Raw genomic sequence first — 23264 nt, 5'->3', positions numbered from 1 at the left:
TGGCTCAGGTCAGGCGGTAGCGGAAGTCGCCGTTCTTGCCGGCCGTGACGCGGATGCGCGTGATCGCTTCGCCCTGCGCCATGCGGCCCAGCACCTGTTCGGCGATCTGCGGCAACAGCGTGCCGTTCAGGATGTGGTCGACGTTGCGCGCGCCGGTGTCGACCTCGGTGCAGCGCGCCAGCACGGCCTCGACCAGCGCGTCGTCCCAATCGAACACGGCGCGGTGGTTGGCCTGCACCCGCTCGGCGATGCGGGCCAGCTTCAGGCCGATGATGCGCGCCAGGGCGTCGTCATCCACCGGGTAGTAGGCAATGGTCTTCATGCGGCCCAGGAAGGCCGGCTTGAAGGCCTTGTACAGCTGCGGCGCCAGCAGTTCCTGCAAGGCGTCCGGATCCGGCCGTTCCTCGGCGGTCTTGTTCAGGCAGGCCTGCATGATGGTCGACGAGCCGACGTTGGAGGTCAGGATGATCAGCGTGTTGCGGAAGTCGATCTCGCGCCCTTCGGCATCGTCCATGACGCCCTTGTCGAACACCTGGAAGAACAGCTCCAGCACGTCGGGATGGGCCTTCTCGATCTCGTCCAGCAGCACCACGCTGTAGGGCTGGCGCCGCACGGCTTCGGTCAGCACGCCGCCTTCGCCGTAGCCGACGTAGCCGGGCGGCGAGCCTTTCAGGCCCGAGACGCTGTGGGCCTCCTGGTATTCGCTCATGTTGATCGTGACCAGCTTGCGCTCGCCGCCGTACAGGATGTCGGCCACCGCCAGCGCGGTTTCGGTCTTGCCCACGCCCGAGGGGCCGACGAACAGGAACACGCCCTTCGGCTTGTTGGGGTCTTCCAGGCCGGCGCGCGCGGTGCGCACGCGCTGGGCGATGGCGTGCAGCGCGTGGTCCTGGCCGATCACGCGTTCGGCCAGCAGCGGCTGCAGTTCCAGCACGGTGCGGATCTCGTCGTTGACCATGCGGCCCAGCGGGATGCCGGTCCAGGCCGAGACGATCTCGGCGATCACCTGCGCATCCACGTAGGCCGGCACCAGCGGCGCCTCGCCCTGCAGGGCGCGCAGTTGCTGCTGCAACTCGGCCAGTTGCGCCTGGGCGGGCGTCGGCTCGGCGGCCTTGCCGCCGCGGCGCTTGCCGGTGGTTTCGGACTCGGGCTCCTGGCCCGCGGCTTCCAGCTCCTCGCGCAGCGCGTGGATCTGCCGCACCAGCTCGCTTTCCTGGGCCAGGCGCGCTTCGGCGTCGACCAGTTGCTGGCGGGTGGCGGCCATCTCCTCGTCCAGCTCGCGCAGGCGGGCCGACTGCGCGGCGCCGGCGGCGGCCTCGCGGCGCAGGGCGGCGCGCTCGGTTTCCTGGCGCGCCAGGCGGTGGCGGGCGTCGTCGATCAGGGCCGGCGTGGCGCTACGGCCCAATGCCACCCGGGCGCAGGCGGTGTCCAGCACACCGACCGCCTTGTCCGGCAATTGGCGGCCGCTGATGTAGCGGTGCGACAGGCGGGCGGCGGCCACAATCGCTTCGTCCAGGATGCGCACGCCGAAATGCTGTTCCATCAGCGGCGCCATGCCGCGCAGCATGCTGGCGGCAAGCGTCTCGCTGGGTTCTTCCACCTTGACCACCTGGAAGCGCCGCGCCAGCGCGGCGTCCTTCTCGAAGTACTTCTTGTATTCGCTCCAGGTGGTGGCGGCGATGGTGCGCAGTTCGCCGCGCGCCAGCGCCGGCTTGAGCAGGTTGGCCGCATCGTTCTGGCCGGCCTGCCCGCCCGCGCCGATCATGGTATGGGCCTCGTCGATGAACAGGATGATGGGCGTGGGGCTTTGCTTGACCTCGTCGATCACGCTTTTCAGGCGGTTCTCGAACTCGCCCTTGACGCTGGCGCCGGCCTGCAAAAGGCCCATGTCCAGCGTGCGCAGCGCCACGCCGGCCAGCGCCGGCGGCACGTCGCCGGCCACGATGCGCAGCGCCAGGCCTTCGACCACCGCGGTCTTGCCGACGCCGGCCTCGCCGGTCAGGATGGGATTGTTCTGGCGACGCCGCGTCAGGATGTCGATCATCTGCCGGATCTCGGCATCGCGGCCGATCACCGGATCGATCTTGCCTTCACGGGCGCGCTCGGTCAGGTTGGTGGTGTATTGGTCCAGCGCCGGCGTCTTGGACAGCGCGGCCGCGGGTGATGCGGCCTCGCCCTGCGCGGCGTCATCGCCCAATGCGACGGACTGGCCGGCCTCTTCCGAGCCGGCCGTCAGGGCCGCGAAGTCGTGCTTCAGCTCTTCCAGCCGGAACGACTCGAACAGGCGCGAGCCGCGCCGCGCCAGCGCCGCCAGATCGGGCTCGGTCAGCAGCGCCAGCAACAGGTGGCCGGAACGGATGCGGGTGGTCTGCGTGTCCAGCGAGGCGATCAGCCAGGCATGCTCGAACAGGCGCGGCAGATGCGGCGAAAACACCGGGGTGCGGGTATTGCCGTTCTTGAAGCCGCGGATCTCGGCGTTCAGGTCGGCCTCCAGCACCGAGGCCTCGATGCCGCTGCGGCGCGCCACGATGCTGAAATCGCTGGCGGGCTTTTCCAGCAGCGCCAGGAACAGGTGCTCCAGGTCCACCTCGTAGTGGCCTTGCGCCATGCACAGGCTGGCGGCGCGCTCGGCGGCCTGGCGGCAGGTCTGGTTCAGTTTCCCGATCAGGGTTTTCAGGGGAGTGGCCATGTTCTCGGTTGTCTTGTTCTTAGTGGATGGTGTGCAGTTCGTAGCTGGCGTCGTCGCGGTCCGACGCCGACGGTTCGGTGCAGAGAAAGGAATTCCAGCCCAGGCGCGCGCCGCCGCCCTCGGCGTCGCCGCCCAGCGCGCTGCCGGCGACGTCCTCCTTGGCCATCACCAGCCGCACCTCGTATTCGAAGCTGAGCCCGCCGAACATCGTCAGCAGTTTCTCCAGCGCCTGGGCGCGGGCGCCGCCGGGCAGGAAATCGGCGAACGCCGACCTGGACAGCGGGCCGATCCACAGCCGGATGCGCAGGTCGCGCTGCCAGATGCGCTCGCCCGCCATGGCGGACACGCCCAGGACCGCGCCGGGACGGCCCAACTGGGTGCGGTTTTCGGGCGGCACGTGGTACCAGCGGCCGACGAACTGTTCGACCCGCAAGCTCACCTGGAAATAGTCGGCCAGCACCCGCTGCAGGTACGCGGCCGACACCGGCCGCTGCCGCGCCGCCGCCGCGTAGTGCGCCAGCGATTCGTCGAACACGCGGCCCTCGCCGGCATGCAAGCGATCGCGCAGCGCCGGATGCCCTACCCCGCCCAGCGCCAGCAGCAGCGGCAGGTAGTGATGGTCCTGTTCGGTTTCGTGCCGCAGCGGCATGCGGTACTTCTTCCAGGCCGCGTAGAACAGCGCCGCGGCCCGGTTCGAGAAGATGTCGAAGAAGGCGCGGGCGCCACGGTCGCGCGTGGCGCTTTCGCGGTGGCTGAGGATCTCGGAGTAATGCAGCGGCAAGGCGCCCTGCCCGCCCAGCAGGCCGAAGAAGGCCGGCTCGATCTCCACCCGTCCCAGCGTGCCGGCGGCCAGCGCCGCCAGTCGCGCGTCGGCGTCGTGCAGGGCCTGGCCGTTCTTGTCGAAGGCCGTCAGCCCCGCGATCTCGCTGGCCGGAAAGCCCAGCGACGACGAGTTGACGAAGCGCAGGTGCGCCGGCACGGCATTCCTGGCGCGCGTGCCTTCCTGGCGCGCGAACCACAGTTCCAGCACCCGCACGGCCTGGAAGAACTTGAAGCGCTGCGGCTCGGCCAGCAGCGATTCGATTACGCTAGGATCGCGTCGCCGTTGCATGGGGGGCACCGTAGGATTTCTTCCGCGCCGCGGCGCGACAGCACCACCAACTGCACGAAGCTGTTGGCGTGCACGTAAAGGCCGAAGAAGCGGTTGAGCACCGCCACGAAGGCATGCAGGCTGGTGCCCACGAAGTTTTCTTCATTGATCGTCAGCCGGATCTCGATGCCGCGCACGAAGGTCGCGAACGGCTCGCCCGGCATCCAGTGGGTGGCGGGCTTGTAGTCCAGCCCCACCAGCCCTTCGATCTGGCGCGCGGCCACCGCCGCGTGCGACAGGTCGTACAGGCGCAGGGTTTCCTTCAGCGCCGGCAGGCCGCTGTGCACCAGCGACAGGTGGTTCAGCGCCAGGTGCGAGATCAGGCGCCAGTGCGCCGCGCGGCCCTGCTGGAAGCGGTGCGTATGGGTCGGGCGGCGCAGCATGCGGATCTCGCGCGCCACCGAGCCGCCTTCCAGGAACAGGTCGCCGCCCGGCTGGCCCACCGCCAGGTGCGACGGCAGGTCGCGATTGGTGCAGGTCAGCTCCAGGCTCAGCGTTTCGGTCTGCGGCAGGGCCGGATTGAAGTCGATGTCGACGATGGACATCTCCATTTCGTAGCCCGGGCTGCGCTCGGCCACCATCGAATCGCGCCGCGCGGTCCAGTAATGGCTGGCGCCCTCGGGCGTCTCGCCGTGGTGCAGCGAATAGAACGGCCGGAACTCCACCACCGAATCGCCCTGCGCGTTCTGCCGCACCAGCCGCACGCGGTCGATGGAATAGACCTCGTAGCCGTAGGCCCGGCGCGCATCGGCCACCACCGGATAGGAGGCCGCCGCATGCGTGACGCGGATGGGATCGGCGCGCTGCTCGAACAGGTTGATCACCGGCGTGCAGCCCAGCCGGAAGTTGTCGGCCGAGGCCGATTCCAGCAGGCGCGCGGTATTCGAATCGGCGCGCAGCCCCTTGACCGGCAGGTGCAGCGTGAATTCGCGCAGCGGCCCGACCGCGCGCCGCAGCGCCGCCAGGTCGATGTCGACGAAGTTGAATTTTTCGGAAAAGACGAAGTACTCGGCCAGCAGCCGGTAGGCCGGATGCGAGCTGGCCGGAAAATCGATCAGCGCGTCGTCCTCGGCCAGTCCCACCTGGGCCAGCGGCACGTCCGACAGCCGGTTCCAGCGGCCGGGTTGGGTCTCGATGTAGGCCGCCGCGGTGCGCAGGAACAGGCAGTCGCGCAGCGCCGCCACGAACGACGGCTCGCCATGCAGATAGACCCGCAGGCGGTCCACGGCCAAGGTGGCGAAGCTCTGCGTTTCGGCCAGGCAGGCCAGCGTCAGCGACAGGCGGCCGGTCACGCCCGGCGGCAGTTGCGTGGCCGATGGCGCGTTGGCGGTCGAGGCGAACGTGGCCTGGCGGATGGCCACCGGCGCCAGCGTCACGTCGTAGGCCGTGCGGAAGCGGCAGGCCACGCCGCGCACGGCGTGCGATTTCAATTCGGTGCCCCGCGCCACGCGCACCGGCGCGGTCAGTTGGGCCGCCACCCCGCCCATGTCGAACTGCGCGATCGAACACGCCGGAAACGGCCGCAGGTAATGCGGATACATCACTTCGAACAACGCTTCCGTGAATTCCGGATAGTCGTCGTCCAGCTTCTTGTTGATGCGCGCGCCCAGCAGGGCGAACGATTCGATCATCCGCTCGACGTGCGGATCCTCGCAGGTCTCTCCCGACAGCCCCAGGCGCGCGGCGATCTTCGGATAGCGCTGGGCGAAATCCCGCGACGAGCCGCGCAGGAACCCCAGCTCGCGTTCGTAATACGGCAGCAGTTCTTCCATCTTTCCCTTCCTCGCCGGCGGCTGGCCGCCGGCGCCCGCGTGCGTTGATGTTGTCAGGCGGCCGCCGCGGCCTTGGCCCAGCCCTTGCTGACCGAATACTGCAGCGTCGACGGCTGCAAGGTCGCGTCGAACGTCACCGGCTCATGGGCCGGGCCGACGTCCAGCATCGCGGTGATCGCGAAATACAGCACCGAGGTGGCGCGGCTGTCGACCTGGAGCACCACGCGCACGTGCGTCAAGCGCGGCTCGTGGCGGGCGATGGCCTGCTCCAGCGACCGGCAGATGAATTCCCGGTCGTAGTGGCTGGCCAGGCTGAGCCCGGAGAAATCCGACAACCCGTAGGTCAGGATCGACCGCTGGCAGTTCGGATAGCGCTTGAGCGACTCCTCGGTGAAGACCATGCGGGTATTGAGCAGGGCCTCGATGTCGCGCGCGACGGTTTCCTTGATTTCCTCGACGGACAGGCGCCGCAGCGCGTGCGGCGCCGGGCCGTCCCCGTCGAACAGCTTGTCGAACAGGCTGGGTTCGAATCCCTTCATCACGGACCTCTTTCAGGAAAACCGCGGCCCGGGGACGAGCCGCGGCCTTCGCCTTGCCGCGCGGTCGGGATCAGACCGAGTAGGTCTTGTCGTTCTTGGTCAGGCTCCAGGCGCCTTGGGAATTGCCGCCCTGGTTGCCGCCGACCTTCTGCTGCGTGTACTTCCACTGGACCGCGGCGTACTTCAGCGAGAACGATTCGTGCGGCAGGCCTTCGCTGACCACTTCCGGCGCGACGCGCGAGATGATCACGTACTTGAGCTTGATTTCCAGGTACTTGACGCGGTTGCCTTCGCCGTCGGCGCGCAGGAAGTCGATGGTCACTTCGTCAAAGGTCGTGCCGCCCGAAGCGTGCTGGTAGAGCAGCGGGCTGACCACGTCCAGGTCCTTGGTGAAGACCATTTCGCCATGCTCGGTGCGCTCGGCGGTGTGGCCGCCCGAGGTCGAGGCGGTGGCCGACCGCGGCTGGATGATCTCGTGGCGCCACGAGCCCACTTCGATCCAGTCCGGGTGATCCTTGTCCTGGGACTCGCCCTTGAGCGCGGGATTGCCGAATTTGACGTAGATGTCCTTCATTAAAGTACTCTCCGGTTAATAGCTTTGGATCAGACGGTCATCACGATTTCTGGGCCTGGGCGGGCAGTTCCGCCACCAGACGCAGGGAAATCGACAGCTCGTCGAGTTGGAAATGCGGCCGCAGGAACGCCACGGCCCGGAACACGCCAGGACGACCCGGCACTTCGGCAACCTGCACCGATGCTTCCCGCAGGGGGAATTGCGCTTTCTGCTCCTGGTTCGCGTTGTCGTCCAGCAGCACGTACTGCGAGACCCAGCGGTTCAGGAAACTCTCGACCGATTGCGCGGACGCAAAACTGCCGATCTTGTCGCGCATCATGGCCTTCAGGTAATGGGCCACGCGCGACACCGAAAAGATGTACTGCAACTGCGCCGACAGCACCGCGTTGGCATTGGCGCTGTCGGTGTTGTACTTCTTGGCCTTCTGCACCGATTGCGCGCCGAAGAACGCCGCGTAGTCGGAGTTCTTGCAGTGCACCAGCGGGATCAGGCCCAGGTCGCTCAGTTCCTTCTCGCGCCGGTCGGTGATGGCGATTTCGGTGGGACACTTGAGCGCGATCTCGCCATCGTCGGTCTTGAAGGTGTGGGTCGGCAGGTTCTCGACCAGGCCGCCGCCTTCGACGCCGCGGATCGCCGCGCACCAGCCGAAGTCGGCAAAGGCCGCGGTCAGGCGCGCGCCGAAGGCCCAGGCGGCGTTGCACCACAGGTACTTGGCATGGTCGGTGCCGTCGACGTCCTCGACGAAATTGAAGCCTTCCACCGAGGTGCCCTCTTTCGGGTCGTACGGCAGGCGGCCCAGGAAGCGCGGCATGGTCAGGCCGACGTAGCGCGAGTCCTCGGAGTCGCGGAAGCTGCGCCACTTGGTGTATTCGACCGTGTCGAACACCTTGGCCAGGTCGCGCGGGCGGCCCAGGTCGGCGAAGCTGTCCAGGCCCAGCAGCTCGGGCGAGGCCGAGGCGATGAACGGCGCGTGCGAGGCCGCGGCCACGTGCGACATCTGCTCGATGAAGTACATGTCCTCGGGCTGGCGGGTGATCTCGAAGTTGCCCAGCAGCGCGCCAAAGGGCGAGCCGCCGAAGGTGCCGAATTCTTCCTCGTAGACCTTCTTGAACATCAGGCTCTGGTCGAAGTCGATGGCGGTCTGGAAGTCGCGCACCAGGTCGCGCTTGGTGACGTTGAGCACCTTGATCTTGAGCATCGGCCCGGTATTGCTTTCCTGGCACAGGTAATGCAGGCCGCGCCAGGTGCTTTCGAGCTTCTGGAACTCGGCGCCGTGCATGACTTCGCTGAGCTGGGCCGAGATCAGGCGGTCCAGCTCAGCCACGCGGGCGTCGAGCATGGCAGACAGGTTGTCCGACACCACCACGGTGCCCTTCATGACTTCGCGCGCCAGTTCGCCGATCAGGTCCTTGGCGCGATCGTGCTCGGCGGTGGATTTGGCCACCCGGCTCTGCTCGACGATCTGGTCGAGCAGGCCCGAGTCGGCGGCGGCCGGGGCGGATGCGTTTTGCGCGGCGGCGGAATTACTCATTGCTGCCTCCCTTGCCGTCCTTGCCGGCTTCGCTGGTCAGTTGCTGCAGTTTTTCCGTGCTGCTGAGCACTTCGCCCAGCAGATCCTCCAGCTTGTCGTTGCCGGCCAGCTTGTTGCGCAGGTCGGCCAGCTTGGTGCGGATCTCCAGCAATTCCTTGAGCGGTTCGATCTGCTGCACCACGGCCTCGGGGCGGAAGTCCTCGATCGAGCGGAACTTCAGGTCGACGCCGAAGGTGCCGCCCTCGTCGGTCAGGCGGTTCTTCACGCGGTACGCGGCGCGCGGCTCGAGGCCGCGCATCACGTCGTCGAAGTTGTCGACGTCGATATTGACGAACTTGCGGTCCTTCAGGCGCGGCAGCTCGGCTTCCGACTGCGCGCTGAAGTCGCCCACCACACCCACGACGAAGGGCAGTTCCTTCTGCTCGATCGCGTCGCCCTTCTCGACGTCATAGGTCAACTGGACGCGCGGCGGGCGTACTTTCTGGAGTCTTTTCTGAACGCTTTCTTTCTTAGCCATGGGGGCTCCAAGCGGATGCGTATTGACGAAGGCAAGCGGCCCCGGCCAGCCGGGTCCGGCGGGCCGATCAGGGTTTGAGGAGATTGCCGAACGGATCCGGCGCGCGGCCCGCGGGAGGGGCAGAGGTCTGGGCCGGCGGCGTGGCGCCGCCGGATTGAGCCGGCTTGGCCGCGGCGCCGGCGTTGGCGGCCGGCGTGCCGGCCGAAGGGGTCACCGCCGTACCGGTGGCGGGGGTGCCCGCGGCGGGCGTGCCCGTGGCGGCCGCGCTGTCGTTGCGTGGCTTGGGCGGCGGGCGCGTGCCGCCGCGCGGCGGCTTGCGGCCCTCGGGGAACAGCACGTCCTGGCCCAGCGTTTCACGCATGGCGGCGGCCAGCGCCACCGCGTCGCTGCGGGCGTTGCCGGCCAGCAGCGCGTCGGCGCGCAGGTCGGCCAGCGATTGCATGGCGACTCGCAGGCCGCCCACGGCGCGCACGGTCTTGGCGGTGAAGTCGTTCGAGTCGCGATTCAGCGCCTCATCGGCGGCAACGATCGCTTCCCCGTATTTCTGCTCATCGAAGCGGATCTTGGCGATGTACGACCAGGGTTCGCCGCGCGACGGGTTGCGCTGCGCGATCTCCTGGAATTGGGCCACGGCCTCGTCGCCCCCCTTGTTGGCCAGCGTCTCGGTGGCCTGGGTGATCGACTGCTTGTATTCAGCGTCCGTCTGGGGCTTGTTGGTGGTGGCACAACCGGCCATTAACGCCACCATGCCACCTATGAGGAAATACCGGGAAAGTTGCATTTTTTGGGCACGTGTCTGATGTAACCAAGGGCCGCGTATTTCAACAACTTTTTGTTAGTACACCACTACAGAGGATTACGTCATGTAACTTGCGTCGAAATGTCGTGCAACGTGCCGTCATCTGTATGTTGTCGCAATCATCCGGTATAAAGAGCCATGTCAAAACATCTCAATTTATCGCGATGCTTGGCGGCCACGATGCTCATCGCGGCAGTGCCCGTCATTAATGGTTGTGCGGCGGTTTCCGCCCTTGGCGCGGTCGCCGGAATCACCGGCACGGCGCTCGATGCGGCGGGCCTGAAAAAGGACCCGAATGCGCCCACCGATGTGAAATTGGCGATACATGCCGGAGAAAATTTGAATGCGAGCAGCGGCCAGCCAACCGCCGTCGTTACGAAAGCATACTATTTGAAGAATGCCGAGGCATTTCAGCGCGCGCCGCTCACTCAATTGGTTGATACTGCGCAGGAAAAGGCAGCATTGGGCGACAGTCTCATCGCGTCGCGCGAAATCACCCTGACGCCAGGCCAGCGTTTCGAGAACGTCGAAAAGGTGCCGAAAGGCGCCGCGTACATCGCCGTTGCCGCCTTGTTTTACGCGCCCGCGCCGCAGCGCTGGAAATACGTGTTCGAGGTCAAGGAAGTCGAAGACACCGGCATCGTCCTGGGCGCGCATGCCTGCGCCATGACGGTCGCCACCGGCAAGATCGTGCTGCCGCCGGGCATGCCCGCGTTCGATCCGTCCCGGCTCGGTTCCCTGCAATGCCCGAACTGATTCCGGCGCGAGCCGCGCGCGTTCACCGCAACGTCCTCTTCATATATATAGATAGTCAATAACGAGAGCCCGCCAACGTGAGTTATTCAGCGAAGATCCTGTGGGGAGAGGGCCTGTTCCTGCGGCCCCAGCATTTTCAGCGCCAGGACGCCTACCATGAGGCCCGCCTGGCGGAAATGAGCCGCGCGCTGCATCCGTATTCGTGGGGCCTGCGCGCCGCGCGTTTCGACGCCGCCGCGCTCGCCAATGGCATGTTGCGCGCCACCGAACTGTCGGCGATCTTCCCCGACGGCGAAATCTACAACGCGCCGCACAACGACGACCTGCCGCCCGCCGTGGCGCTGGACGGGCTGGACGGCGCCAGCGAGGCCGTGTTCTACCTGGCCCTGCATCCGATGAAGGACATCGGCGGCAACTACCGCGACGCGCAGCAGGCGCAGGGATTCGATGCCCGCTACGCGCACCAGGACAGCCCCGCCCCCGACCTCTACACCAATGCCAGCACCGCCGAGCTGGCGTTCCTGCGCAAGAACGTGCGGCTGCTGTCCGAACACGAGCCGCGCGATGCGCTGCTGACGATCCCGGTGGCGCGCGTGCGCCGCACGGCCAGCGCCGGTTACGAGCTGGACACCGGCTTCATCGCGCCCAGCCTCACGGTGCAGGCCTGCGGCGCGCTGTTCGAGCAGTTGCGCCGCCTGCTGGACGCGCTGCAGGCCAAGGTCAATGCGCTGTACGGTTTCCATCGCGAGCCGAACAAGAACATCATCGAGTTCCGCTCGGGCGACGTGGCCTCGTTCTGGCTGCTGCACACCGCCAACGAAGCCTATTCGGCGCTGTCGCACCTGTTCCACAACCCGCAGCTGCATCCGGAACGCCTGTTCCAGGAGATGCTGCGGCTGGCCGGCGCGCTGATGACGTTCTCTAAGGTGCACACGCTGGCAGACCTGCCGGTGTATCGCCACGAGCAACCCGGCGCGGCCTTCGCGCAGCTCGACACGATCCTGCGCGACCTGCTCGACACCGTGATCTCGACGCGCTATTTCTCCATCGTGCTGGAAGAGCTGCGCCCCTCGTTCCACGTGGGCCGCCTCGATTCCGACAAACTCGACGAGACCACCGCGCTGTACCTGTCGGTGTCCGCGGCGACGCCAGCCAGCGAGCTGGCCGAAACGGTGCCGCTGCGCTTCAAGGTCGGCGCGCCGGACGATGTCGAGAAGCTGGTGCTGTCGGCCATGCCGGGCGTGCAACTGGCCTACACGCCACAGGTGCCGCCGGCCGTGCCGGTCAAGCCGGGCGCCTGCTATTTCACCCTGCAGACGCGCGGCTCGCTGTACGACCGCATGCTGCAGGCGCGCAGCATTGCCATCTACGCGCCGTCCGGCATACCCGAGCTGAAACTGGACCTGATCGCCGTCACCCGCTGACGCGCGCCCTGTCCGCCCCTTCCCGACGCCACCCCGACATCCACTGACAGAGCCCGCCATGAACACCGCCGCGCCCTCTCTGATGCCCGCCGCCTCGCTCCCGCCGCGCGCCGCCGATTTCTACGGATCGCGCCCCGCCAAGTCACTGCTGGACCTGCTGTACGACGGCTTCCTGATGCTGTTCCTGCTCAAGAGCGGGCAGGAACCGGCCAGCGCCGCGTCGTTCTCGGCGCGGGTGCAGCAGTTCCTGGCGGACTTCGAGCGCAGCGCCAAGAAGCTCGACATACCGGCCGAGGACGTCTACGCCACCAAGTATGCGTTCTGCGCGGCGGTCGACGAAACCGTGCTGAATTCGGGCTTCTCGATCCGCGACGCCTGGATGCTGCAACCGCTGCAACTGACGCTGTTCGGCGAGCAGCTGGCCGGCGAGAACTTTTTCTCGCGCCTGGAGGACCTGCGCGCCCAGGGCGCGCCGCGGCTGCAATCGCTGGAGGTGTTCTACATGTGCCTGCTGCTGGGCTTCCAGGGCAAGTACATGATCGAGGGCCAGGAAAAGCTGGGCTACCTGACCGCGCGCCTGGGCGACGAGATCGCGCTGCTGCGCGGCAAGCGCGCCGGCTTCGCGCCGCACTGGCCGCTGCCGGACAAGATCGCCCACACGCTCAAGCGCGACGTGCCGCTGTGGAGCATCGGCGCGCTGTTCGCATTGCTGGGCCTGCTGGCCTACCTGGGCATGGCGCATTTCCTGAACGGCGACATGCAGACGGCCATGGCGCCGTATCACGACATCGTCAAGCTCGGCCCGCGCGCCGCCCACCTGACCATCTCGCTGCCCTGACGGCACACGCACACCGCCACGCACCATGATCGATCGTTCCTCCCCGCCCGCGGGCTACAGCAGTCTGGATGTCGCCGCGCTGTCCCAGAACGCCCGCCTGCTGCAAGTCGAAACGCCTTTGGGCGAAGCGCTCGTCGTCGAACGCCTGCGCCTGCGCGAAGGCGTTTCGGAACTGTTCGCGCTGACCCTGGACTGCCTGTCCGCGTCGGCCGAGCTGGACGTCGAACCGCTGCTGGGCAAGGAGATCAGCGTCAGTCTGCTGCTGGCCGACGGCGGACGGCGGCGCTGGCATGCGGTGGTGGAAGGCGTGGACGCGCTCGGCGCCGACGGCGGGCTGGCGCGTTACCGCCTGCACGCCGCGCCCTGGCTGGCCACGCTGCGGCTGCGGCGCGACAGCTTCGTGTTCCAGGACAAGTCGGTCACCGATATCCTGACCGACGTGTTCGCGGACTACCCGCTGGCCGCGTTCGCCTTCGACATCGCCGAACCGCTGGCGCCGCGCCCGGTGCGCACCCAGTACCGGGAAACCGACCTGGACTTCGTGCTGCGGCTGATGGCCGAGGCCGGGCTGAGCTTCCGCTTCGACCACCAGCAGGGTGACAGCAAGGCCGACGGCGGCGGCGCGCGCCACCGCCTGGTGGTGTTCGATGCCCGCGCCGCGCAGCCGGCCAACCCCGCCGCCTCGCTGCGTTTTCATCGCAGCGACGCCACCGAATCCGAAGACAGCGTCACGCGCTTCGGCGCGGCGCGCGAGGTCCGCGCCAACGCCGTCACCCGCGTCGCCTGGAACGACCGGACGCTGCTGGCGCACGGCGCCCATGCCGAATCGGCGCTGGACGCCGGCGCGCTGCCGCCGCTGGAAGACTACGACTACGACGGACACGGCCGCCACCCGGACGACGCCGCGGCCGAACAGCTCGCCAACCGCGGGCTGCAGGCGCACGAGGCGCGCGCGCTGCGCTTCGAGGGCGGCGGCAGCGCCCGCCAGATGATGCCGGGCCACGTCTTCGCGCTGACCCAGCACGACCGCTACGCGCAAGGTGCGGGCGCGGCGGGCGACGAGCTGGGCGGCAACCGCTACACGCTGCTGTGGGTCGAGCACGAGGCCGCCAACAACCTGGGCAGCCAGGCCGCCCAGGCGCTGGCCGCCCCCGACCTGGAGCATGGCGCCTACCGCAACGACTTCACTGCCCAGCCGGCCACCGCGGCGCTGCTGCCCACCTGGCGAGCCCGGCCGACGGCGCCCGAGGGCGTGACCGCCCTGGTGGTGACGGCGCAGGATGCCAGCATCACGACCGGCCGCGACCTGCGCGTCAAGGTGCAGTTCCCGTGGCAACGCGGCGAGCGGCCGCTGCCGGGCGGTCTGCGCCACCGCAGCCACGGCGACGACGCCGGCAACGCGCCGGGCGACGATCGCTCCGGCACCTGGCTGCGCGTGGCCGGCGCCCAGGCCGGCCCCAACTGGGGCGCGCATCACCTGCCGCGCCAGGGCACCGAAGTCGTGGTGGAATTCCTCGATGGCGACATCGACCAACCCGTGGTGGTGGCGCAGCTCTACAACGACAGCGACCTGCCGCCATGGAGCGCGGGCGTGGATGGCCAGGCCAATCATCCCGGCACGCTCAGCGGCTGGCATAGCCAGGGCCTGGACGGCCAGGGCCACAGCCAGTGGCTGTTCGACGACACCGCCGGCCAGGTGCGCACGCGCCTGTCCAGTTCCATCGCCGCCTCGCAGCTGGGATTGGGCTATCTGGTCAAGCAGTCCGCCGATGACGCATCGCGCGGCGAATGGCGCGGCAGCGGTTTCGAGCTGCGCTCGGACGCCTGGACCGTCGTGCGCTCGGGCCAGGGCATGCTGCTGTCGGCCAACGCCCGCGAGGGCGCGCGCTCGACCCAGGCCGATGCACAGGAGGCCCTGGCGCTGCTGCGGGGCGCGCGCAACGCGGCGGGCCGCATCAACGACGCCGCCACCCAGCGCCAGGCGCGGCCGCTGGCCGCCAACGAGCAATACGATGCCCTGATCAAGGCGGTCGATCCCAAGGCCGACGGCCGCTATCCCGGCAGCGTCGGCGGCCAGCAGGCGGTCAAGGCCGCCGGCGGCGAGCGTGGCGGCAGCGATCCGGTCGAGCGCATCGACGGGGCCCGGATGCTGATCGACGCGCCTTCGTCGATGAACCTGGCGACACCGGCCTCGGCCGTGCTGCACGCCAGCGAAAACCTGCACGTCACCGCCCAGGCCGATGGCCACATCGCCGCGCGCCAGACCTTCGCCAGCGCTTCCGGCCGCTCGACCAGCCTGTTCGTGCAGGATGGCGGCCTGCGCGCCATCGCCGCCAACGCGCCGGTATCGCTGCAGGCCCATACCGACATGCTCGAAATGCTGGCCGGGCAGGACATCACCATCACCTCCACCACCGACAGCATCGAGATCCTGGCCAACCAGCGCATCACCCTGCAGGCGGCCGGCGGCGCCATCGTGATGGACGGCGGCGACATTGTCTTCAAGGGGCCGGGCATGTTCTCGGTCAAAGGCGCCTCGCACAACCTGATCGGCCCGGCCAGCGACGCGGCCGCCCTGCCGGCCCTGCCCTCGAGCCAGGTGGGCGATCCGATGCTGGTGACGGCGGAACTGGTGCACCGGCCGAACGCGCTGCTGCAAGCCCTGAATGGCTCCGGCCAGGCGCTCAACGCCGCGGGCGCGGCCGATGCCGCGGCAGCGGGCGCCGCGCTGCCGGCGGCGGGCACCGCGACAGGCGGCGGCTCCCTGCTGGGCGGCCTGGGCGCCACCCTGGCCAGCGGCGCAACGGCCGTCTCCAGCGGATTGCAGAGCGCGACGCAGACCGCGTCCGGCATGATGGACAAGGCCAAATCCATGGCCAACGCCGCGCTCAAGCCGGTCCAGGACCTGGGCGCGATGGCGGGCAAGGCCATGGGCTCGGTGACCGAGGCCGGCTCGGGCCTGGTGTCCGGCGCCGCCGCCAGGGCCGGCGGCATGGCGCAATCGGCGCTGGGATCGGCAACGCCCTCGTTGATGGGCGGCGCCACGCCTTCGTTGATGGGCGGCGCGCTTGCCAGCGCGGCGCCGATGCCCGCCGGATTGGCCGATGCGGCCGGCGCGGTATCGCAGGCCGGCGCGATGGCGGACCAGGCCACCGCGATGGCCTCGCAAGCCGCCGCATTGAGCGGCAAGGCCGCCGGCATGCTGTCCGGCGCTTCCGGCGCGAGCGCCGCGGCGAGCACGGCCGGCGCAGCCTCCGGCGCGGCGGCATCGTCGCCGGGCGTGGCGGCGCAGGCGGCCGGCATGGCGTCGTCGGCCACCGGCGTGGCCGCGCAGGCCGCCGGCGCCATGGGCAATGCTTCGGCCGCCTCCGCGCTGTCGGCGGCCTCGGGCCTGACGGCCGCGGGCGGCGGCGGTGTCGGCGCGGCCATCGGGCCGGTAATGACGCAGGCCATGGGCGCCCTGGGCGACCGCGGCGCCGCGCTGGGTTCCGCGGTGAACACCCTGCTGTCGATGCCCGACGTCAACCAGGGCAACCTGCCGGCGGTGGCCGGCGCCATCCTCGGCACGCCCGGCCTGACCGATTCGGCGGTGCCCACGGTGGTGGGCGCCATCCTGCAATCGCCCAGCATTTCCAGCGTCACCTTGCCCAAGGTGGCCGAGACCATCATGAACATCCCGGCGGTGGCCAACTCGCCCTATCCGGGCCTGGCCAAGCGGGTGATGGAAGCGGCGGGCATCAGCCTGCCGGGAACCGCCGCGCGGCCGGCCGGCCAGGACGCGGGCGCGACGCCGGACCCGGCCCCGACCTCGGCCACGCCGTCGGCCTACCGGGCCCGCAACGGCGCCAAACTGCAATACGTCAACCTGACGGAGCCTTCCGAGCGCTGGAACGACGGCCAGGCGCTCAACAGCCTGGATCGCCAGACCAACAAGCCCAAGATCCATGTGAAATTCAACAAGGCCGGCCAGCACCGCTTCACCGTAAAGGTCAGCCCGCGCCCCGGCAACGCCGTGTATTCGGCGCGCGAACAGAGCCGCCAACCCCTGTACCGCGAACCCACCCAGCGCACGTACAGCTACGTCACGGACGCCGATGGCACCAAGACCGTCGACGACATCGCGCTGCCGGCCGCCGGCCTGAACACCTACCTGTTCGAAGTGATCAACGACAAGAACCAGATCATCTCGACCGAAGTGGTTGAAACCGTCCGGCGCCTGTATCTGCAGGAAATCATGCTGCCCGGCCCGGAAGCGCTGCCGCGTCCGCACGGCTTCCAGCCGACCGCCACCGAGTACGCCCGCCATGGCGTCGACGTGCTGCAATTGCCGCCGGTGAGCACTCCCGGCGATGCCAATTCCGACGTCTTCACCGAAGACGGCGAGGCGCGCCTGCGCCAATTGGCCGGCTCGGTCTATCCCCGTTCGCAGGGCCCCTCGCACGCGCCCTACACCATCGTGGTCTGCCACGTCGACCGGCTGGCGTCGATGCTGCCCGTGCAGCCGATCTACGTGCAGGCCAGCGCCGGCCCCGGCGCGCCCGACAAGGAAGTCCAGTTCGTCAGCGCCGACGGCAACGTCAGCTTCCTCTGGCACAACATCGAGCCGAATGTCGACTGGTTCCTGGAATGCCTGTTCGAATACACCGACCCGGCCGCGGGGGTGCGGCGCGTGCCTGTCGCGCGCGACCGCTTGACGCCGCTGCCCTACGATCCGGCCGAGCCCAAGGCCTGCCATGCCGTCAATATCCGCCTGGCCGGGCTGCTGCCGATACCGGCCACCGGCAGGTTGATCCTGCGCGTGCGGCTCATGGAAAGCGCCGCCGCCGGCGCGGCCTTCTACGACACCAACCTGCTGTGCGTCGCGGCCCTGTCGCCCTTCGAGCCGGTCACCATGAACTACCAGCAGGAAACGCTGGTGCACGAGATCGGCCACTTGATCGGCATGGTTCCCAGCGGCCCGGAATGGGCCCAGGCCCATCCGGACGAAGCCGACATGGATTCGTCCAGGCTCGACAAGGGCCCGTTCTTCTATTCCCAGTTCGGCAACCATTGCCACTTCGGCCTGCCCGCCAGCCAGGCCGATCCCAGCCACACCGGCGCCTGCGTCATGTTCGGCGGCGACTGCCAGAGCATCCGCTATTGCGTCCATTGCGCCAAGGCCGTGCGTAAAGTGGACATGTCCAATGGCTGGCCGTCGTTCTGACGGCCGGCGCCGACTGGCGCCGGCCCTGACCCTGCTGCTCGCGGCCGCGCTGGCCGCCGCGCCCGCGTCGGCGCGGACCGTGGGCGGTCCGCGCGCTCCCTCCCAATCCGCTACCCAGACCGCTTCCATGAATACCGACTGGATCGACCCGCCCGCCTTCGCCACCGCGCCCATCGGCACCGTGCGCGACCATGCCTGCATCCCGCCCAACCAGGGCAGCGACGACCAACTGAACATCGCCGCGCCCGCCCGCGTGCGGCCGCAGGCATCGGGCGCCTTGGTGATTCCCGTCTGCGCCCAAGGCATCATCCCGGTTTCGCAAGACCAGAAGCTGCCGCGCTTCGTGGCGGTCGACACGCTGACCGGCAGGACCTACGAAGGCGTGGCCTACGAGTACAAGCGCCGCAGCCCGCCGCCGGGCGTCGAGGTCGACGAGATCGCCAGCTCGCGCCCGCCCAAGGGCATCCCGATCAGCCCGGGCATCAGCGTGGGCACGCAGTTCAGCACCGACCTGGCGGCGCAGGTGGGGCTGCCGAAGGAGCCGGCGAAGTACGAGGTGTATATCGAGTCCAACGGCGTGCGGTCGAACACCGTGACGATCGAGGTCCAGGCGGCGCGGTAGGCCGCGCCGGTATCAGCCGCGCTTGTCGCCTGGCGGCGTGCCTTGGGCTTTCAAGCGCGCGATGCTCGCCTCGGGTAGCGCGGCGACGGCTTTGGCGAAGTCGCCCGGCTGGCGACCGGGCTGCGACAGCAGCGCGGCGATTTCCGGATCGGTGTCGAAGTCGGAGGCGACGGTGAAGTACAGGCGCATGTATTGGCGCATGTCCTGTTCCTGCACGATGCGATACTTGATCCAGGCCGTCCTGGCGACTTTGCCAAGTACGCGCAGGACCTCATGGCCATCCCGATAATCCTCGAACGCGCCGCGGTATTCCCGGTAAAGCCAGTCCGTCGTATCGACCAGCGGGAACCGCGTCTGCCCGAGCAGCTTGCGGCTCAGGGCCAGCTCCATATGTTCATCGGGATAGATGTGCAGTTCGAGGTACAACGGCCCGTCGCCAGCGGGTATGGGCGTCGGGTCAAGATGCACCGTGGTTTCCTTGTGGAACATCAGGCTGTCCATCGTGCCGTCGTAGAGATGCTGGATCGCCTCTTCGCCGTCCACGCCCGACCATTGGACCTTGAATTCCGTGCCCTTCAAGGCATAGCAACACGTCACCGATCCCTCCCCGCCGCCGACACCCATGGCGCCGCTGCCGGCGGTCCGACCCGATTTGTCGGAAATACGGATGGTGTCGATATCCCAAGGCGTGTAGTTGTAGGCGATCATATTCAGCCCGCGATACTCGGGCTCTCCGCCGCAAGCGGCCGATGCCGTCACCAGCGCGATTGCCAACACCCGACTTGCGTATCGTCCAATCATGGCCGGGCCGGCGCCAACCCGTCCAGGTTCGCCCGCATCTGCTCCACGCGCGCCGCCGAGGCGGTGTCGGTCTTCATCTTGGCCTCCTCGGCCTTGAAATCGGTCTTGCCGAAGATGTCCTTGTCGCGCGTGCGGAAGTACAGCGTGGTGCTGGCCAGCAGGTGATCGGGCCAGCTGCTCAACATGGCGTCGTGCACCAGGAAGTCGAACAGCGCCATCACTTTGGGCGGCAGCGGATTCTTGCCGGCGCTGGCCTCGCGCCACACGTTCAGCAGCCGCTGCTCGGTGGCGCGCCTGGCCTTCATGTCGGCGAACGGATCCTTGGGCTTGTCTGCCTCGGTGAGCGTGCCGCCACCGCGGGTGATGAGCTCGTTGCGCATGTTCTGCATGTCGAGCTGGTCCTGCTCCATCCGCTCGATGGCCCGCACCGTATTCGGATTGTTGCGGCGGAATTCTTCCTTGTGGCGCTCCATGGCGGCGTCCTGGCGCTCCGCGTCCTCCAGCGCCCGGTACTCTTCCTCCAGGCGCTGCCACAGCGGCTTGAAGCGCTGCGGCGGCAGCTCGCCACGGCTGGCCACGGCTCGATCCCAGCGTTCGTTCTTGAGCGCCTCCAGTTCCTTCAGGCGGGCCGTGTTCTCCGGCTTGGCCTGCTCTTCCTTGGACAGCCCCAGCACGCGGCGGTACTCCTCGATATAGGCCTTCTCGGGCGTATAGAAGTCGCGGTCCTGGATCCACTTCTCGGCGGGATCGGACAGCTCGCTCTTGAATACCGGATCCTGGTAGCGCACGGCCAGCCAGCGCAGGAACACTTCCATGTGCGGCATGAAGTCCACGCCCGGCTCGTACTTGACCACGCCGCGATACGCCTCGACCAGCTCGGTGATGCGGTAGCTCTGGCCACCGTCCTGGATGGACATGCCCATGCTGAACTTGGCGTACGTCAGCGGGCGCTTGTCGAACAATTGCTCCATGCTGTAGAAACCCACGCCATGGCACAGGCCGAGGTTCAGCATGTCGCGCAGCGGCACCCGCGACAGTTCCGCGCGCGAGCCCAGCGACCCCTCGGGGCTGACCCCGGTGACGTCGCCGCTGGATCCCGGATAGAGATACTGCTCGCCCCGGGTCTTCTCCAGGCTGTCCAGGCGCTGGTTGGCGCGCAACTCCTGGGCGGCGGCGAAATGCACGCATTTTTCGACCGCGCCCGGCACCGTCAGGGTACGATCCTTGTGCGTCTGCTTGAGCAGATCGGTGAAGGGCAGAAAGCCCAGGAACGTGTTCTCGTCCATGATCGAGGACACCGAATCCAGCAGCCCCAGGAAGCGGATGCGGATCTCGGCCTCGCGCGCGCCGTTCTTGCCCGGAAACACCAGGTCCTTGTCGTGGCGCCGGCGGTACTTCTTGACCACGTCGTTGATGAACTGGCGCGCCATGACCCCGCCGCGGTCGCCGCCGAACGCCGAAATCTCGATCCGCCGCACGTTGTTCATCTCGGCGCTGACCGCTTCATGCGTTGCGCGCAGCTGGCGCAGCGCGGCGTCCACCCGCACGTCGACCCCGGTGCCCATCAGGTAGGCCACGGTCTCGTTATCGCGGATGACGGGCACGCCTTCCAGCGCGGTGCTCTTGGCCACTTCCTTGGCAGCCGTCCAGCCCACCTTCAGCGGGTTCTTCTTGAAGCCGGCCCAGAACCCGCGCACGGTGCCCTTGGCGCGGTTGGCCAGGCGTTCCGGATCCCAGGCATTCCAGATTCGCACGACCTTGTCGGGCAAGGTCTTGACGTCTTTCACCACGTCCTTGTACGCCTTGACCATAGGCTGGAATGACCCCTCCTTGATCATCTTCTGCGTGGCGCTGCGCAGGCGCTTCAAGGCATCCGTCTCGGGGATCTCGTCGGTACGGGTAATGTTCTTGACCGCGCTCTTGGCATTGCTGGCCGCTTCGCTGAGGATCTTCCGGCCGGCGACGGTCGCGCCGTAGATGAGATCATCGTTCTTGGCGTCCTCGTTGAGCTCGGTGCCCAGGCCGGAATAGTAGAACCGGAACCAATACTGGTTCACGGGACGGTCTTCATCGTCGTGGGCATAGTGCGCTTCCCAGAGCCGGCAGACGTTCGAATAGAACGTGGGGTGCTGGCTGTCCACATCCCGGCTGCGGCCGAAGCCGTCGAAAAAGAACCCGATGCGGATCACGGCGCCGCACTCCTGGCAATCCTGCCTGGGATAGGCGGCCTCGCTTTCGGCCATTTTCTTCAGAACGCTGGCGGGGGTGCGATCCACCGGCGGCAGGCTGTCAGCCATTCTTGTCTCCTGGCGCGGTTCCCGTGGCTTTCAGGTGCGCGATCTTTTCGGCCGGCAGGGCCTGCACGGCCTTGGCGAAGTCCCCGGCTTGCCGGCCGGATCTGGCCAGCAGCGCCGCGATGTCGGGATCGGCGTCGAAATTCGATGCCACCGTGAAGTAGAGGAACATGTATTGCTGCATGTCCTGCCTGTCTTCGATTCGGTATTTGGTCCAGGCCGTCCTGGCCACTTTGGCCACCACCCGACGCACTTCGGCGCTGCTGCGGTAATCGCCCAGGGCGTCGCGATGCTGGGCGTACAGCCAGCGCGTGACCTCCACGATGGGGATGCGCACCTGCCCCAGCAACTTGCGGCTCAGCGCCAACTCCATGTGCTCGTCGGGATAGATATGCAATTCCAGGTACAGCGGGCCGTCGCCCGGCGGGATCTCGGCCGCCGGGAAATGCACTGGCGTCTCTTTGTTGAAGATCACCTGTTCCAGCTTGCCGTCGAACATGTGCTGGCGGACTTCCTCGCCGTCCGCGCCGCGCCAGGCCACCTTGAAATCGGTGCCCTTGAGGCTGTAGCAGCAGGTCACCGAGCCCTCGCCGCCTCCCGCGCCGATGGAACCGGTGGCGGCCGAGCTTCCGTGGGTATCGGTGATCTGGACGCGGTCCAGGTCCCAGGGCGTGTAGTTGTACGCCACGAACGACAGCCCCTGATAACTGGGCTCGCCATTGCATCCCGCCAACATCCCCAGCCACAGCAGCAGGACGACCAAGCCCTTACGCATGCAACACTCCCTGTTCCGCTTCCCGTTCCTGTTCCGCCCGCAGCAGCGCATCCCACACCGCGTCGGGCACATGTGCCAGCGCCTGCGACAGCCCCTCGCCCTGGAAGTCCCGCAGCGCCGGCGCGATCGCCTCGTGTTCGTCAAAGCGCGGGGAAATGGTGATGCCCCACGCCACGTAGTCCAGCATGTCGCGTTCGCTCTCGATACCGTAGGCCCGCGCCCGCGCCATCTGTTCGGCCACGCGCGCCACCAGTTCGTCCTGCCGCAGTTCGCCGCCCAGCACGCCCAGGTAGATGCGGCGGATCTGCACGGCCAGCTTGTCCGGATAGTCCAGGTCCAGCAGCGCCTGGTGCTGCGCCAGCATGAATGGCTGCTGCCGCGGCGCATCGGCGGCCGGTCGCTGGCCCGGGCCGGTCCACTGCGCCATGGTGCCGTCGCGGCGCGGGTAGCGCAGCAGATTGAACGGCGCCAGGAAGCGCGCGCGCTCGGACGGCGTCCAGACCTGGAAGGCGCGGTCGAGGATGCGGCTGTCGTACAGGTGCAGGTAATATTCGCGGCCGTCAGGCAAGCCGTATTCGCCGTGATAGGCGAAATGCGCCATCAGTTCGGCCAGCGGCAAGGGCGACACGAGATGCGTCAGCGCGTACGCGCCGCCCTCGGCCTGGTGCAGCCGCTTGAGCAGCCGCAGCAGTTCCGAGGTCCGCGGCTGCGACGGGCCGCGCCACAGTTCGAAGCGGCTCAGGTCGTCGACCTCGATCAGCAACGGCGCGATATCTTCGTAGATCGCCAGCTCGGTGCCGACCCAGATCGACCCAAAGCTGAGGTCCGCGCTGGCCCGGATCGGGCCGGCCAATTCGGCGTGGCCGCGCAAGTCCACCAGCAGGTAGGTGTTCAAGCTGGCGCCGCCGCCGGCGGCTAGTTCGCCGGCCTGCGCCAGCGTGTCGTTGAGACGGGATTCCCAATCCATCATGCCGCGCCCC

General features: G+C 68.0%; 17 protein-coding genes. 5 read left to right on the top strand and 12 right to left on the bottom strand.

The window, feature by feature from the left end; genetic code table 11:
• Positions 1-4: 4 nt before the first annotated feature.
• The 8 genes from tssH to DK459_RS17630 all read right to left on the bottom strand — a co-directional run bounded on the left by tssH (position 5) and on the right by DK459_RS17630 (position 9553).
• On the bottom strand, positions 5-2689 hold the full coding sequence (tssH, locus tag DK459_RS17665) for a type VI secretion system ATPase TssH (RefSeq protein WP_070543159.1): 2685 nt from the start codon (positions 2687-2689) through the stop codon (positions 5-7).
• Positions 2690-2708: 19 nt separating this feature from the next.
• Positions 2709-3809, bottom strand: a complete 1101-nt coding sequence (tssG, locus tag DK459_RS17660) for a type VI secretion system baseplate subunit TssG (protein ID WP_188323891.1) — start codon at positions 3807-3809, stop codon at positions 2709-2711.
• Positions 3773-5611, bottom strand: a complete 1839-nt coding sequence (gene tssF / locus DK459_RS17655) for a type VI secretion system baseplate subunit TssF (protein WP_054449392.1) — start codon at positions 5609-5611, stop codon at positions 3773-3775. The genes tssG and tssF overlap by 37 nt, the downstream gene beginning before the upstream one ends.
• Before the next feature lie 53 nt (positions 5612-5664).
• Positions 5665-6150: a type VI secretion system baseplate subunit TssE gene (gene tssE, locus DK459_RS17650; protein WP_006384075.1), complete on the bottom strand. Its 486-nt coding sequence runs from the start codon at positions 6148-6150 to the stop codon at positions 5665-5667.
• 70 nt (positions 6151-6220) lie between these two features.
• Complete coding sequence (locus tag DK459_RS17645) at positions 6221-6724, bottom strand: type VI secretion system tube protein Hcp (protein WP_006384074.1); 504 nt, start codon at positions 6722-6724, stop codon at positions 6221-6223.
• A gap of 40 nt (positions 6725-6764) precedes the next feature.
• Entirely contained in the window at positions 6765-8255 is a 1491-nt protein-coding gene (tssC, locus tag DK459_RS17640; protein WP_006384073.1) for a type VI secretion system contractile sheath large subunit, read from the bottom strand.
• Complete coding sequence (gene tssB / locus DK459_RS17635; RefSeq protein WP_006384072.1) at positions 8248-8772, bottom strand: type VI secretion system contractile sheath small subunit; 525 nt, start codon at positions 8770-8772, stop codon at positions 8248-8250. Before tssB ends, tssC begins: the two co-directional genes overlap by 8 nt.
• Positions 8773-8839: 67 nt before the next feature.
• A complete protein-coding gene (locus DK459_RS17630) occupies positions 8840-9553 on the bottom strand; it encodes a hypothetical protein (protein ID WP_233256820.1) in 714 nt (237 codons plus the stop codon).
• Positions 9554-9751: 198 nt separating this feature from the next.
• Here DK459_RS17630 and tssJ point away from each other — a divergent pair, with 198 nt between their 5' ends.
• From tssJ to DK459_RS17605, 5 genes are all read left to right on the top strand, one after another.
• Positions 9752-10327: a type VI secretion system lipoprotein TssJ gene (tssJ, locus tag DK459_RS17625; protein WP_006384070.1), complete on the top strand. Its 576-nt coding sequence runs from the start codon at positions 9752-9754 to the stop codon at positions 10325-10327.
• 77 nt (positions 10328-10404) lie between these two features.
• A complete protein-coding gene (gene tssK / locus DK459_RS17620; RefSeq protein ID WP_026381994.1) occupies positions 10405-11751 on the top strand; it encodes a type VI secretion system baseplate subunit TssK in 1347 nt (448 codons plus the stop codon).
• A gap of 58 nt (positions 11752-11809) precedes the next feature.
• The gene (icmH, locus tag DK459_RS17615; RefSeq protein WP_024069116.1) at positions 11810-12589 is read left to right on the top strand and encodes a type IVB secretion system protein IcmH/DotU; all 780 of its coding nucleotides are present in this window, start codon (positions 11810-11812) and stop codon (positions 12587-12589) included.
• Positions 12590-12614: 25 nt separating this feature from the next.
• Positions 12615-17792, top strand: a complete 5178-nt coding sequence (locus DK459_RS17610) for a type VI secretion system Vgr family protein (RefSeq protein ID WP_110134948.1) — start codon at positions 12615-12617, stop codon at positions 17790-17792.
• Positions 17773-18414, top strand: coding sequence for a hypothetical protein (locus tag DK459_RS17605; protein ID WP_006384065.1), 642 nt, complete (start codon positions 17773-17775; stop codon positions 18412-18414). Before DK459_RS17610 ends, DK459_RS17605 begins: the two co-directional genes overlap by 20 nt.
• A 12-nt stretch (positions 18415-18426) precedes the next feature.
• On the opposite strand, the gene DK459_RS17600 is transcribed toward DK459_RS17605, so the two are convergent.
• From DK459_RS17600 to DK459_RS17585, 4 genes are read right to left on the bottom strand one after another with little or no spacing between them, the layout of a single operon-like run.
• Complete coding sequence (locus DK459_RS17600; RefSeq protein ID WP_006384064.1) at positions 18427-19191, bottom strand: DUF3304 domain-containing protein; 765 nt, start codon at positions 19189-19191, stop codon at positions 18427-18429.
• Between the two features lie 20 nt (positions 19192-19211).
• Positions 19212-21512 (bottom strand): DUF2235 domain-containing protein, encoded by a 2301-nt coding sequence (locus DK459_RS17595; RefSeq protein WP_110134947.1) that lies wholly within the window; start codon positions 21510-21512, stop codon positions 19212-19214.
• Positions 21505-22284, bottom strand: a complete 780-nt coding sequence (locus DK459_RS17590; protein ID WP_006384062.1) for a DUF3304 domain-containing protein — start codon at positions 22282-22284, stop codon at positions 21505-21507. Before DK459_RS17590 ends, DK459_RS17595 begins: the two co-directional genes overlap by 8 nt.
• Complete coding sequence (locus DK459_RS17585; RefSeq protein ID WP_233256819.1) at positions 22277-23254, bottom strand: DUF4123 domain-containing protein; 978 nt, start codon at positions 23252-23254, stop codon at positions 22277-22279. The genes DK459_RS17590 and DK459_RS17585 overlap by 8 nt, the downstream gene beginning before the upstream one ends.
• Between the last annotated feature and the right edge of the window lie 10 nt (positions 23255-23264).

Source organism: Achromobacter sp. RW408, assembly GCF_003184165.1.
GTDB lineage: Bacteria > Pseudomonadota > Gammaproteobacteria > Burkholderiales > Burkholderiaceae_B > Achromobacter > Achromobacter xylosoxidans.
This window is presented reverse-complemented; position numbering and strand designations above follow the sequence as displayed.